We start from the raw sequence: 13,870 nt of genomic DNA, 5'->3' as shown, positions 1-13,870 counted from the left end.
GCTGCAATGGCAACCGCCTGCGCGCGTCTTTCCTGCACAATACTATTTAATTTGCCATCCGAAATAAATAGTGATACTTATATGTCACCGCCGAGTGCCCCCTGGGGCGTGTCGGCGCGTGCATCACTCACCGGGAGGGAACATTTTGAAACTCACCAAAGCACTTATACCGGCGGCCCTGGCCGCATTGGTCTCTGTCAATGTCAACGCGGCCGACGTGACAGTCGGCGTCAGCTGGTCGAATTTCCAGGAAGAGCGGTGGAAAACCGACGAAGCGGCGATGCTCGGCGCGCTGGAAGCTGGCGGCGCGACCTACCTGTCAGCCGACGCACAGTCGTCGTCATCCAAACAGCTTTCGGACATCGAGAGCCTGATCGCGCAGGGTGTCGATGCGCTGATCATCCTGGCACAGGATGCTCAGGCGATTGGCCCGGCGGTCCAGGCCGCAGCGGATGAAGGCATCCCCGTGGTCGCCTACGACCGGCTGATCGAAGACGATCGCGCGTTCTACCTGACCTTTGACAACGTCGAAGTCGGCCGCATGCAGGCACGCGCGGTGTTCGACGCTCAGCCGAAAGGCCGTTACGTCATGATCAAAGGGTCACCCACAGACCCCAACGCCGACTTTCTGCGCGGCGGTCAGCAGGAAGTGCTGCAGGCCGCGATCGACAGCGGCGACATCGAGATCGTCGGTGAGGCCTACACCGACGGCTGGCTGCCCGCGAACGCCCAGCGCAACATGGAGCAGATTCTGACTGCCACCGACAACGGCGTTGACGCCGTGGTCGCATCCAACGACGGCACCGCCGGCGGCGTGGTCGCAGCCCTCACTGCACAGGGCATGGAAGGCATTCCGGTGTCGGGCCAGGACGGCGACCACGCGGCACTGAACCGCGTTGCCAAAGGCACTCAGACGGTGTCCGTGTGGAAGGATGCCCGTGACCTCGGCCGCGCTGCAGGCGAGATCGCGGTCGCCCTCGCCGGTGGTACAGCCATGTCCGACGTGGAAGGCGCGGGCAGCTGGACCTCACCGGGCGGCACCACCATGACCTCGATGTTCCTGGCACCGGTTCCGGTTACAGCAGACAACCTGTCAGACGTGGTCGACGCCGGCTGGATTTCCCAGGATGCCCTCTGCCAGGGCGTGAGCAACGGTCCGGCCCCCTGTAACTGATCCCCCGAGCGGATCACACCCGACGGCCCCCGACCGGGGGCCGTCATCCACGCCCCTATCCACTGAACGGAGACGACGATGGCTGCCGGTCCGTCCACACCCGACCTGCCCACGGTCGAACGCAGCTTGCTGCAGCAACTCGAGGTCGACAGCCGTCTGCTCGGCATGATCGGCGCGCTGATCGTCCTCTGCATCGGTTTCAATCTTTTGACCGACGGGCGTTTTCTGACCCCGCGCAACCTGTTCAACTTGTCGATCCAGACGGTGTCAGTCGCGATCATGGCATCCGGCATGGTGTTCGTGATCGTCACGCGTCACATCGACCTGAGCGTTGGCGCTCTGCTGGCCACGAGCTCCGCCGTCATGGCGATGACCCAAACGCAAGTGCTGCCCCACATGCTCGGGTTTGGCCTGGACAACCCGGCCATCTGGGTGGTGACACTGGCCGTGGGTCTGATCACCGGCACCCTGATCGGCGCTTTCCACGGCTGGATGGTGGGCTACCTCACGATCCCGGCCTTCATCGTCACCCTCGGCGGCTTTCTCGTCTGGCGGAACGTCGCCTGGTATCTGACAAGCGGGCAGACCATCGGCCCGTTGGACAGCAATTTCATGATGTTCGGTGGCACCAACGGCACCCTTGGCACCACCTGGAGTTGGGTGGTCGGCGTCGGTGCCTGTCTCGCGGCACTCGCCGTGCAGTGGCGCAGCCGCCGGGTGAAGCTGGGCCACGGGTTTACCGTCAAGCCGTTGTGGGCGGAGTACACGCTCGGTCTGGTCATCGTGACGGCCATTCTCGGTTTCATCGCCACACTGAACGCTTACAACATTCCGACACGGCGCCTCAAGCGCCTGTTCGAGGCCCGCGGTGAAACCATGCCCGAGGGTCTGGAGGTCGGCTACGGACTGCCCATTTCGGTGCTCATCCTGATTGCAGTCGCCTTGATCATGACGCTGATTGCGCGGCGCACACGCTTCGGGCGTTACATCTTCGCGACTGGCGGCAACCCGGACGCCGCGGAGCTCTCCGGCATCAACACCCGGTGGCTGACCGTGAAGCTGTTCGCGCTGATGGGCTTTCTGTGCGCGCTCTCAGCCGTGGTCGCAAGCTCGCGCCTGGCCAACCACACCAACGACATTGGCACACTCGACGAATTGCGGGTCATCGCCGCCGCCGTGATCGGCGGCACCGCCCTCTCCGGCGGTGTCGGCACCATCCACGGCGCCATCCTCGGCGCGCTGATCATGCAAGCGCTGCAGTCCGGCATGGCAATGGTCGGCGTCGACGCCCCGTTCCAGAACATCGTGGTTGGCAGCGTGCTGGTCGCCGCCGTGTTGATCGACATCATCTACCGCAAGCGCCTGGGGGTTCGACAATGAGTGTGCAACCGTCGCAAGCGCACCAGGGCAGCCCCCTGGTCGAGCTCAACAACATCAGCGTGTCCTTCGGCGGCATCAAAGCGGTGGACGACGTCAGCGTCGACCTGTACCCGGGCGAAGTCGTTGGCCTGCTCGGCCACAACGGCGCCGGCAAGTCGACCCTGATCAAGGTGCTCTCGGGCGCGTACGCCAAGCAGACCGGCGACATCCGCATCAACGGCCAATCGGTCGAGATCAACAACCCGCGTGACGCGCGGCAGCACAACATCGAAACGATCTACCAGACGCTTGCGTTGGCAGACAACCTCGATGCGGCGAGCAACCTGTTCCTCGGGCGCGAGCTGCTGACACCCCTCGGCCTCGTGGACGAGGCGGCGATGGAAGCCGAATGCCGCAAGATCATGGCGCGGCTGAACCCGAATTTTCAGAAGTTCACCGAACCGGTATCTGCGCTTTCAGGCGGTCAGCGCCAGTCGGTCGCGATTGCCCGTGCGGTCTACTTCAACGCGCGCATCCTGATCATGGACGAACCCACCGCGGCGCTCGGCCCCCAGGAAACGGCGATGGTCGCCGAGCTCATTCAACAGCTCAAGGCCGAGGGCATCGGCATCTTTCTCATCGACCACGACGTGCACGCGGTGATGGAGCTGTGCGACCGCGCGAGCGTCATGAAGAACGGCCAGCTGGTCGGCACGGTCAGCATCCCCGATGTGACCGACGACGACCTGCTGTCGATGATCATTCTGGGCAAGAAGCCGGGCGAAGCGGCGGCCTGAGCCGCCACCCGGTTGTCTGCCCCCACTGGAGAGTACCCATCATGTCCTTGTTCGAGTCGTTTTCGGCCACGCAGTACGAAGGGCCGGACAGCAGCAACCCGCTGGCGTTCAGGCACTACAACCCGGACGAGGTGATCGCCGGCAAAGCCCTGCGCGACCACTTGCGCTTTGCCATCGCCTACTGGCACAGCTTTGCGTGGGAAGGGGGGGACCCCTTCGGTGGCCGTACCTTTGATCGGCCCTGGTTTCCGCAGGACTCGATGGCCAATGCCCGGCTCAAGGCCGATGCGGCTTTCGAGCTGTTCAACGCGGTGCAGGCGCCCTACTTCTGCTGGCACGACGCCGACCTCCGTCCAGAGCAGGGCAACTATGCCGACAACGTGTCGACCCTGGACGAGATCACCGACTACATCGGCGAGAAGATGGCGGCTTCCGGCATGAAGTGTCTGTGGGGCACGGCCAACCTCTTCAGTGACCGCCGCTGGATGGGTGGCGCGGCGAGCAACCCCGACCCCGATGTCTACGCCTTCGCCGGCGCGACCGTCAAGGCCTGTCTCGACGCGACGCACAAGCTCGGCGGCGAGAACTACGTGCTCTGGGGTGGCCGTGAGGGCTACGAAACCCTGCTGAACACCGACCTTCGGCGCGAACTGGACCACATGGGCCGCTTCCTGAACCAGGTGGTCGAGTACAAGCACAAGATCGGCTTCGGCGGCACCATCCTGGTCGAGCCCAAACCCCAGGAACCCACCAAACACCAGTACGACTTCGACGTCGCGACCTGTGTCGGCTTCCTGCGCAAGTACGGGCTCGAGGACGAGGTCAAACTCAACATCGAACAGGGCCACGCGATCCTCGCGGGCCACAGCTTCGAGCACGAGATTGCCGTGGCGGTCGCCGAGGGCATGTTCGGTTCGATCGACATGAACCGCAACGACTACCAATCCGGCTGGGACACGGACCAGTTTCCGAACAACACGCCGGAGGTTGCGCTGGCGTACTACCACATCCTCAAGGGCGGGGGTTTCACCACCGGTGGCACCAACTTCGACGCCAAGTTGCGGCGTCAGTCTCTGGACGCCGAGGACCTTGTCGCAGCGCACGTTGGCGCCATGGACGTCTGCGCACGCGGTTTCAAAGCCGCCATGGCCATGCTCGAGGACGGCGGGCTCGAGGCTGCACTCCAGACCCGTTACGCGGGCTGGGAGCACGACAGCGCCCAGGCGTTGCTGGCCGGGTCGCTCGCCGACCTCGCCGAGCGCGTGCGCGACCAGGACATCCGACCGGAACCGCGCTCGGGGCGCCAGGAGATCCTCGAGAACCTCGTCAACCGCTTCGTCTGATCGCCATTCAGGCCATCAGATCCGGGGTCGGGCAGCTTGCCTGGCCGCAGCGCACGCCGGCGGCCTGGTCCGGCCGCCACGTGCGCCGTTTTTCATTTGCACTCTGTGCTAAAGATTTCCCCGCGCCGGCAGATACGGTTTCCATAAAAACAACACCACCGCGCACACGCTGGACAACGGTGCTTCGCGACGGTGGGTATCGCGTGTAGCGAGGTCTGACTGCCGGTATGTTCACGAGAATCCGCTTTCCGGTCGCCCTGAGTGCCGGGCTCTTGTTGTGTGGCGTCGCTCAGGCGGCGACGCAAGGCACCCTGGGCGCATCCTCCACCGGCACGGCCGAGATCACGATTTCGAAGGGCGATGTGGTGTTGATCACCAACATCACCGATGTCAATTTCCCCCAATGGACAGCTGGCGGCGGAGACCAGAACGCCGACGGCCAGGCGTGTGTATACAGCTCAACGGGCAGCTACAGCATCCAGGCCACCAGCACCAACGGCACTGGCGTCTTCGAGATGACCGACGGCTCGAACAATGCGCTTGCCTACACGCTGAGCTGGATAGATGACCAATCCGGCGCTGCTGCCGTGCCACTCAATTCAGGGCAGGTGAACACCACCACCATGGCAGGATCGAGCAGCACGAGTTGCGCAGATCTCAGTGGCGTGAACGCGCGATTCGCTGTGAGCATCACGGAGGCCGCTCTCGACGCGGTGCCCGCAGGCTCCTACAGTGACACGCTGACCCTGACGGTCGCACCAATCTGAGCGATACGCCCTAACCTCGCCTGAGCAACCGCCGCACCGCACGCCGCCAGAACGACGTGGGTTCCGTTTGGTTTGCAGCGGTCTTGCGCGGCTTGCGTCGAGTCGAGGTGCCTGTGCGTTTTGCGCGCGTGCGTTTCGCCGGCGTGTCGGCGGTGGCTGTATCCGAAGTCGACTCCGCCACCACATCCAAGTCGTCCATCGCCTCGGTGCGCCCCCAACCCATCCGTGCCCAGACGCGTGACAACACACCGCGTTGCGGTTGCGGCCTCGCAGTCCGACGGGCGCGCGGTTTGGCCGGTGCCGAGCGTGCACGTTGGGGCCTGGTCGTTCGCCGCCTGGTCGGTGCCGCTCGGGTGCCCCACCCCACCCGGTCCAGCAACGCGTGGAACAGGCCGGCGCGCTTCGACTCGGTGCGCGCCGAAGCACGCGGGGCGCGCGGTGTCGACGACCGCCGTGTTTTTGCGCGTTTGCGCGGCGCAGACGTCGCCGTCCCCGAGGCGTGGGCTGTCGAAGACGATGCGGCCCGAGCCGAGGTCAATGCGCGCTTTGCGCGTGTGACCAACCGACTCGCCCGCCCCAACCAGCCGAGCGCGCCGGTTGCCTCAGCCGTGTCCGTGGACCCGTCACTGACCGCGTCCGCTGCCTCGGCCTCGGCCTCGGTCTTTGCATTTCGACCACGCACCGGACGGCGCCCGAGTACGGCGCCGTCGTCGGTTGATGACGCTCCGGCCTCGTCCTCGGGCGGCACGGGTGGAGCGACCGGCGATGCCGCATCCGTGTCCAAGGCATTTGAGGTGGCGGGGGCGGGCGCTGCCGTGTCAGGCGCTGCCGTGTCAGGCGCCGGTGCGTCGGGCGCCGGTGCGTCGGGCGCCGGTGCGTCGGGCTGGGCCAACGCGGCCTCCAGCGCCGATTCCAACGCCCGCGCCGATGCCGCGCTGACCGTTTCAGGGCCACCGTCGTCGGGCAGCGCATCGCCGACGCCGGCGTCTTGCTCGGCGGACACCGCCAACATCGCCGAGCCCTTTGCCGTCTCAGCCTCGGCTGCCGCAGCTTCGGCTGCCGCAGCTCCGGCTACGGGGCCAGTTGCCACGGTGTCGTGCATCGGCACTGAAGGGACTGCCTGATCTGCACTGTCGCGGCGTGCAGTGGCCTCAATCGCCTGCGGTGTCGGGCGCGCTTCGCCGAAGTGAGTCCGCCGGGGTTACGGGTTCCCCACGCGCGGCCTCATGGTTGCGGTTGTCGGCGTCGATGAGCGCCGCAATGTCCGTGTCGTGTGGTGGGGCCGCGGGCACATCCGATTCCAGCGAGGGCTCGGTGCCGAGCGCGTTGAGGGTCGGGTCATCTGCCGGGCCGGGTGTTTCCTGGACCGAGGCATCGACACCGTCCTGACGCGACGCAATGTCCGACAGTGCGCGTTCAGCCTGCTCCGCCAGCGCCGAGCGGGCGGCCTCGACCGCGGCCACGGTGTCGCCGCTGCGCGCCAGGGCCGAGGGTGTGGTGACAGGGTTGTGATCCACCGGCACGTCGCCCACACTGGCGTCGGCGTCCACCCCGTCCAGAGTGACCACGTCGTCGCTGATGTCACCAGGCGCGTCGAGCTGGTCGAGCATCTCGACGAGCCCGTCGATGTCGGCCTCGGTGGCATCACCGTCGGTGTCAATCTCAGTCGCATCGCCACCGATGTCACCACCCGCCACGGCCACTGACGCGCCGGTGGATGTGGCGCCCGTAGGGTCCGTGGCGTCTCCCTGGGCAGCGCTGACGGTATCGCCACCGTCGAGCGACGCCGGCAGGGCATCCGCGTCGCCCTCCTCCATGTCGTCAGCGTCCACCGACGGCACCGACTCGGCTGACGGCTCAGCGCCACCGCCGAGCATGTCGAGCTGCTTGTCGATGGTCTCGAGATCCAGCAGCGCGTCGAGTGGCGGCAGATCGGAAACCGCCTTGATGTTGAAGTAGTCGAGAAAGGCTTTGGTCGTGCCGTACATCGACGGCCGCCCGGGCACATCACGTTGGCCGACTACCTTGATCCACTCGCGCTCGAGCAGGGTTTTGACGATCGTGCTGCTGACACTGACGCCGCGAACGTCCTCGATCTCGGCTCGGGTGATCGGCTGCCGATAGGCAATCAGCGCAAGGGTTTCCAGCAGGGCTCGCGAGTACCGAGGCGGCCGCTCCTCGAACAAACGCGCGACCCAGGGTTCAAACTCCTGTTTGACCTGCAGGCGGTACCCGCTGGCCACCTGTCGAAGCTCAACCCCGCGCCCGGCGAGGTCGTCGGCGAGGCCGTCGAGCGCGGCGAGTACGAATTGCCTGTCGAGGGGTGTGTCGTCTTCGGACAACACCGCCTGAAGCTGCTGCACGCTCAACGGTTTGCCCGCCGTCAGCAGGGCCGCTTCGATGATGTGCTGTGTCTTGTGTTGGCTCATCCCACTTCCGCCAGCGGCTCGGGCTCGGCCGTGTCGACCGGGTCTCGATCGAAGGACGGGTCGTGGTCACCGTCGCCGTCACCGTCGTCATCACCGTCGTCACTCGGTCCCGGGTCGAGGCTGCCGCGGGCACGCAGGTAGATGGGCGCAAACACGGCAGTTTGCTGGATGTCGATGAGGGATTCCTTGATCAACTCCAGAATCGCGAGAAAATTCACCACCACGCCCAGCCGACCTTCCTCGGGCTGGAACAGGTCGGCGAAGGCCGTGAATTCGTCGCTGCGCAGCTCGCCGAGGATGTGGGTCATCTTTTCGCGCACCGACAGCGCTTCGCGGGAAATGTGGTGGTTGGCGAGTTGATCGGCGCGTGTGAACACGTCGTTCAGTGCGAGCAGCAGTTGCTTGATGTCGACATCAGGTTCGGGCTTGCGTCGGCGCAACTCGGGCAGCTCGGCGGAGGCGACAAACAGGTCGCGCTCGAGCCGTGGCATGTCGTCGATCCGCACCGCGGCGCTCTTGATCTGCTCGTACTGCTGAAGTCGCCGGATCAGCTCGGCCCGGGGATCGTCCTCTTCCTCGATTTCCTCCGGCCGCGGCAGCAGCATCCTCGACTTGATTTCTGCAAGCATGGCAGCCATCACGAGGTACTCGGCAGCCAGCTCCAGGCGGAGGGTGTCCATCATCTCGATGTACGCCATGTACTGGCGCGTGATGACGGTGATCGGGATGTCGAGTATGTCGAGGTTTTGCTTGCGGATCAGGTAGAGCAGCAGATCGAGCGGCCCTTCAAACGCCTCGAGGAACACCTCCAGCGCATCCGGCGGGATGTAGAGGTCGCGCGGCAATTCCATGATGCGCTCGCCACGCACCACGGCGAGCGGGATTTGGGCCTGGACCGGCGCACCGTCGGCGTCGTGTGTGGACGGCTCGGGGGCGTTTGACTCGGTCGCGCTCACAGGGGGCGCAGGGGCCATGGCAAAACCTGCTTCGGTGTTTCGCCAATTATACGTCAATCCATCCGAAAGCCGTCAGTCGACGAACGTGGATGGGTCGCCCCGCCCGTGTCGGATCAACTCGGCTCGTCCGGATTCGAAGGACACCACCGTGGTCGGGTCGACACCGCAGGGCCCACCGTCGATGACCAGGTCAACCTGGTGTTGCAACCGTTCACGCATGTCGTGCGGATCGGTCATCGGGAGTTCCTCGCCCGGCAGGCGCAAGGTGCTGCTGAGGATCGGTTCGCCGAGTTCCTCGAGCAAGGCGCTGACAATGTTGTGCTTCGGCACACGCAGTCCGATCGTCTTGCGCTTGGGGTGCTGCAGACGGCGTGGCACTTCCGCCGTGGCCCGCAGGATGAAAGTGTAGGGTCCCGGCGTGTGTGCGCGTAAGACGCGGTAGGTGGCGTTGTCCACACGCGCATAGGTCGCGAGGTCACCGAGGTCGCGACACACCAAAGTGAAGTTGTCGGCCTTGTCAATCGCGCGGATACGCGCCATGCGCGTCATGGCACCTTTGTCACCGATGTGACAGCCGAGTGCGTAACAGGAGTCGGTCGGGTAGACGATGACACCGCCGTCGCGGACGATCGACACGGCGGTGCGCACGAGGCGACGCTGCGGGTTGTCCGGGTGAATGGCGAAAAACTGACTCACGTGCCGTACCGCTCATGGTGGCGCACAACCCGCAGTATCCCACGGCCGCCACCGCCAGCACGCCCGATTTCGAGAACGGGTGCGCAATCCGAGCAACAAATCCCGGCACAGAACGCAGGCAAAGCGGGCTAGAATCGCGCTGTACCCACGCACCCGTTGACGCATGAAACTGCTCTACGACTTTCTGCCGATCGTCCTGTTTTTTGCCGCGTACAACCTCTACGGCATCTACGTGGCGACCGGGGTGGCGATCGTCGCGTCCCTCGTCATGGTGTGTATCGGTTGGTTGCGCCACCGCAAGGTCGAACGCATGCACCTGGTGTCGCTGGTCATCATCACCGTGATGGGCGGACTGACCCTGTGGTTGCAGGACAAGGCCTTCGTGATGTGGAAGCCGACGCTGATCAACTGGCTGTTCGCGGCGGTTTTCGCTGGCACGGCGGCGTTCGGCAAGCCGCTGGTGCAGCGGCTGCTTGACGGTCAGCTCACCCTGGAGAAACCCGTGTGGTCGACCCTCAACTGGATGTGGGTCGGCTTTTTCGTGGTCAGCGGCGCTGCCAACCTGTTCGTCGCCCGGCACTACCTGAGCGCCGAGGACGCGCTGCGTCAGGCCGTGCCCGAGATCACGGCCGAGCAGCTCGACCCCTTCGACTGCGAGCGCGACTTCACCGGTGACGCGCTCACGCTTTGCCGGACCGCAGCAGACCGGGAGTCGTTCTGGGTGAACTTCAAATTGTTCGGCTTGCTGGGGTTGACCGTGGTCTTTATCGTCGGTCAGGCGGTCTACCTCGGGCGCCACATGGAGACCGAGGACGACGACGGGGACGCCCCCGACGCACCGACCTGACCCGGCCCCAGCACTACCGCATGGAGCGTGACGCCGCCGCCCGCGACGGTAGCGGTGTGCGCACGCAAGTCGCGGCGGAGAACACCGTGACAAGCAACACGGCGCTGAGCCCGTAGATGCCGTGTGGTGCCCATTGGCCGAGCGGCAGGTACGGTCCGATATGCAGGCCACCCAGTGCAAACATCAGTATTGCCGGCCAGCGTTGGCGACCCCGGATCACCGCGGCGACAGCCAAGCCGATCAACACGAAGTAATACAGGCTCAAGCCGACCCGGTGTAGCGTGCTGAACAGGCTGTGTTGCTGGCAGCTCACACCGGCGTGCGACTGGCAGTACGCGAGGTGGGTGACCGGAAAGAAATTTTCCGAAAGCGAGAGAGCCGATTTCTTCAGGACATCCAGGGGGTGCGCGGCCATGTGCACGCGCATGGCCTCGGCAAGCTGCTTTTCGTTCGCCGGATCCATCACACCCCAGAACTGCATGGCGCTCTCTGCGGGCTCTTCGACGCCACCGGCAGTCAGCGCATTCTGCCGTGCACTGGCCTCGTAGTCGTGCTCGTATCCACCGATGTTCCAGTACACGTTGCCCATGAAGTAGTTGAAGCTCGCGCCCGTTGTCACCGGCACAGTGATCGGCAGCACCACCGCGTTGCGGACCACCCAGGGTGCTGCAAGGCAGCCGGCGACCAGCGCGGCCAACACCAGAGACGACACCCGACCGCTGATGTCACGGTGCACCTCGGAGAACGCCATGTACGCCATGAGCGCGCCCAGCGTGGCGCCGAAAACCAGAAAGCCGACGCCGTGTGTGAGCGTCAACAAGCCGCCAACTGCGCCAAACATCAGTGCGACACGCCGGAAGCGCCGGGCTGACAGCGGGTCACCGTGGCGGTTTCCGAACACCATCGACAACACCAACAATGACGACGCGAGGTACAAGGTCGACTGCAGCAGAGCCGTGTGCGGCAGCGACACCAGGCGGTAGAGCCAGGGGCTGATCAGGTAGAACAGGATCGCCGTGTACCCCACGCGTCGCGACCCGAAGAACCGCAGCGCAAGCACCATCAACATGATTGCAGTGGCACCGGCGAACACGCTGTTGAGCGCGATCACCGACACTTCCTGCCACCCGGTGGGCAGCAGTGCACTCGGCATCAGCAGGATCGGGTACAGCGGCGGACGGTGCATGACCGGCGCACCGCCCGACTCGAAACGAAAGCCCTCGCCCGACACCAGCATGGTGGCGAGTTCGACGTAGCCGTCGTGGCGCGGCCCGGTGAACTCCACGTTCACGCCGAAATACAGCGTGGGAATGAGGTACATCAGCAAGCCGCACGTGAAGACAAACACGACGGTGCGAAAGAACACTTTGAAGAGCAGGTGCGTGTCCGGCTTCGGCTGCATCGACCGACACATCCCAGGAGTGGTTGTGGCGATTATAGACCGCGGGTTCCGACACTCGCGCCGGCCGCACGGCGCGACGCGGTCAGCTGACCGCGCCGAGTGCCTGCGACAGATCTGCCTGGATGTCGTCGACGTGCTCGAGCCCGACGGAGAGTCGAATCAAACCGGGCTCGATGCCCGCGTCGGCCCGCTGAGCGTCACTGAGCCGCGCGTGGGTGGTGGTCGCCGGGTGCGTGATGGTGGTGCGCGCGTCGCCAAGGTTGCCGGTGACTGACAGCAGCCTGACACCGTCGATCAGCCGCCACGCCGCCGCCTGGCCACCGTCGACGACGAAGGACACCATGCCCCCTGCCGCGGATTGTTGCCGCGTGATCAGGGCGTGCTGCGGGTGCGAGGCCAATCCCGGGTAGATGACTTCCCTGACCCCATCCTGGGCCTCGAGCCACGTCGCCAGGTGGTGCGCATTCTCACAGTGCTGACGCATGCGCACGGCCAGGGTTTCCAGCCCTTTGAGGAACACCCAGGCGTTGAACGGGCTCATGCTCGCGCCGATGCAGCGCATGAAACCGAACAGCGTCTCGTCGATCAGCTCATGGCCGCCGACCAACGCCCCGCCGACACACCGGCCCTGGCCATCGAGGTACTTCGTCGCCGAGTGCATCACAACGTCGGCACCGAGTTCGAGCGGGCGTTGCAGGATCGGTGTACAGAAACAGTTGTCCACAGCGAGCAGGGCGTCGGCACCGCGCGCGATCGCACTGAGCGCAGCGATGTCGGCTGCTTCCATGCGCGGGTTGGTGGGCGTTTCGACAAACAGCAACCGCGTGTTGGGTTGCACCGCACGCGCCCAGGCCTCGGCGTCGGCGAGCGGTACCAGGTCGACCTCGATTCCCCAGCGCGGCAGGTAACGCATCAGCAGTGTCGTCGTCGAGCCGAACAGCCCCTTGGCCGCGAGCACGTGGTCGCCCTGCTTCAAGGTGCCGAGGCACAGCACCATGATCGCCGCCATACCCGAGGCGGTGGCCAGACAGGCGTCGCCACCCTCGAGTGCGGCAAGGCGGTCTTGAAATGCCCGCACCGTGGGGTTGGTGAACCGCGAGTAGACGTTGTCTTCGACGTCTCCGCCGGAGAACAGCGCAGCGGCGTGCGCCGCGTCGTCGAACACGAAACTCGACGTCGCGAAGATCGCCTCGCTGTGTTCACGCTCGTTGGTGCGGTGCTGCGCGTGGCGCAGGGCCACCGTCTCGGGCCTCAGTGGGCGGTCAGGGTCGTGGTCGGATGGGCTCATCGGTCTCTCCAGTCAAAACGGCGGGGCGACTGCAGGAGGACCGGTCCGGGCCCGCGTCGCTTTAGCGGTATTTATCAAGCGCCCGCAAGCTGAGGGGTCAAATCGGCGCCGACACCCCACAAGATTGGCAAAAACCCGCCCGTCTGACAACTCGGACCGCCACACGACACCGGCGACGACGTCCCCGCCGGGCTGCTACGATTAGCGAGGCAGCACCGGGCGAGCAGCGTGTGTTCGGCTCCGCGCCTGCTGCGCCACCCTGCTCGGTCACCCACCGTCGTCGGCCACGTGTGCTGCCCACGGCGCTCGACGCCGCCGCGGGCGCCGTGTCGAGAGCCTCGCGTGCCGGGGACCGCGCAGGTTCGGTTCTTGCGACGGCGTCACTGCCCCCGGTCAACTGGTCACACATGCACAGGCTCCGAACACCGCTGTTGCCCGCGCTCATCGCGCTCTGTCTGCTCGGCCCGGTGGCGGCCGAGACGCTCACCGAAGCAAAGAACGCACACACCCGTGGCGAGCTCGCCGCCGCACGTGCGGCACTCGACGCCGTGTTGGCCTCGACCGAGGCCAGCGCCGTGCCGGTGCGCGTAGCCAACCAGAACCTCGCTGTCATCAAAGCCCAACAGGGCGACGTCGACGGCGCCATTGCCACACTCGAGTGGGTGATCGCATCCGACCCGATCGCGGCGGCGGCCTTTGCCAACCTCAAGACACTCAGGGCCTTCCAGGCCGCCACGTCGATCAGCGCTGCGCTCGGCACGACGGGCGACACTGCGCTGCCCACCCTCTCGTGGCTGGACGCACCCGACGTG

General features: G+C 65.4%; 13 protein-coding genes. 8 read left to right on the top strand and 5 right to left on the bottom strand.

Annotated features, from left to right (window positions below; all coding sequences use genetic code 11):
- Positions 1 to 166: 166 nt before the first annotated feature.
- From xylF to AAGA11_15555, 6 genes are all read left to right on the top strand, one after another.
- On the top strand, positions 167 to 1,174 hold the full coding sequence (gene xylF, locus AAGA11_15580) for a D-xylose ABC transporter substrate-binding protein (GenBank protein ID MEM9604288.1): 1,008 nt from the start codon (positions 167 to 169) through the stop codon (positions 1,172 to 1,174).
- A 78-nt stretch (positions 1,175 to 1,252) separates the two neighbouring features.
- Positions 1,253 to 2,554, top strand: a complete 1,302-nt coding sequence (locus tag AAGA11_15575) for a sugar ABC transporter permease (GenBank protein ID MEM9604287.1) — start codon at positions 1,253 to 1,255, stop codon at positions 2,552 to 2,554.
- Positions 2,551 to 3,330, top strand: a complete 780-nt coding sequence (locus AAGA11_15570) for an ATP-binding cassette domain-containing protein (protein ID MEM9604286.1) — start codon at positions 2,551 to 2,553, stop codon at positions 3,328 to 3,330. Before AAGA11_15575 ends, AAGA11_15570 begins: the two co-directional genes overlap by 4 nt.
- 41 nt (positions 3,331 to 3,371) lie before the next feature.
- Positions 3,372 to 4,673, top strand: a complete 1,302-nt coding sequence (gene xylA, locus AAGA11_15565) for a xylose isomerase (protein MEM9604285.1) — start codon at positions 3,372 to 3,374, stop codon at positions 4,671 to 4,673.
- 227 nt (positions 4,674 to 4,900) lie between these two features.
- Positions 4,901 to 5,440 carry a hypothetical protein gene (locus AAGA11_15560; protein ID MEM9604284.1) on the top strand — a complete coding sequence of 180 codons (540 nt, stop codon included), beginning with the start codon at positions 4,901 to 4,903 and terminating at the stop codon, positions 5,438 to 5,440.
- 113 nt (positions 5,441 to 5,553) lie between these two features.
- Positions 5,554 to 6,564 (top strand): hypothetical protein, encoded by a 1,011-nt coding sequence (locus tag AAGA11_15555; GenBank protein ID MEM9604283.1) that lies wholly within the window; start codon positions 5,554 to 5,556, stop codon positions 6,562 to 6,564.
- Between the two features lie 27 nt (positions 6,565 to 6,591).
- On the opposite strand, the gene scpB is transcribed toward AAGA11_15555, so the two are convergent.
- From scpB to AAGA11_15540, 3 genes are all read right to left on the bottom strand, one after another.
- Complete coding sequence (gene scpB / locus AAGA11_15550; GenBank protein MEM9604282.1) at positions 6,592 to 7,869, bottom strand: SMC-Scp complex subunit ScpB; 1,278 nt, start codon at positions 7,867 to 7,869, stop codon at positions 6,592 to 6,594.
- The gene (locus AAGA11_15545) at positions 7,866 to 8,825 is read right to left on the bottom strand and encodes a ScpA family protein (protein MEM9604281.1); all 960 of its coding nucleotides are present in this window, start codon (positions 8,823 to 8,825) and stop codon (positions 7,866 to 7,868) included. The genes scpB and AAGA11_15545 overlap by 4 nt, the downstream gene beginning before the upstream one ends.
- Positions 8,826 to 8,897: 72 nt before the next feature.
- A complete protein-coding gene (locus AAGA11_15540; GenBank protein MEM9604280.1) occupies positions 8,898 to 9,521 on the bottom strand; it encodes an L-threonylcarbamoyladenylate synthase in 624 nt (207 codons plus the stop codon).
- A gap of 163 nt (positions 9,522 to 9,684) precedes the next feature.
- Between AAGA11_15540 and AAGA11_15535 the strand changes: the two genes are divergently transcribed.
- The gene (locus AAGA11_15535) at positions 9,685 to 10,368 is read left to right on the top strand and encodes an inner membrane-spanning protein YciB (GenBank protein MEM9604279.1); all 684 of its coding nucleotides are present in this window, start codon (positions 9,685 to 9,687) and stop codon (positions 10,366 to 10,368) included.
- Positions 10,369 to 10,381: 13 nt separating this feature from the next.
- On the opposite strand, the gene AAGA11_15530 is transcribed toward AAGA11_15535, so the two are convergent.
- Positions 10,382 to 11,770, bottom strand: coding sequence for a hypothetical protein (locus AAGA11_15530; GenBank protein ID MEM9604278.1), 1,389 nt, complete (start codon positions 11,768 to 11,770; stop codon positions 10,382 to 10,384).
- 82 nt (positions 11,771 to 11,852) lie between these two features.
- Positions 11,853 to 13,058 carry an O-succinylhomoserine sulfhydrylase gene (locus AAGA11_15525; GenBank protein MEM9604277.1) on the bottom strand — a complete coding sequence of 402 codons (1,206 nt, stop codon included), beginning with the start codon at positions 13,056 to 13,058 and terminating at the stop codon, positions 11,853 to 11,855.
- A 407-nt stretch (positions 13,059 to 13,465) separates the two neighbouring features.
- Here AAGA11_15525 and AAGA11_15520 point away from each other — a divergent pair.
- The coding region (locus tag AAGA11_15520; GenBank protein ID MEM9604276.1) for a tetratricopeptide repeat protein at positions 13,466 to 13,870 on the top strand (405 nt) is incomplete at its 3' end.

It is taken from the genome of Pseudomonadota bacterium (genome assembly GCA_039196715.1).
Classification (GTDB): Bacteria; Pseudomonadota; Gammaproteobacteria; order CALCKW01; family CALCKW01; genus CALCKW01.
Note: the sequence above shows the minus strand (reverse complement) of the source record. Positions and strands in the feature narration are given on the sequence as shown.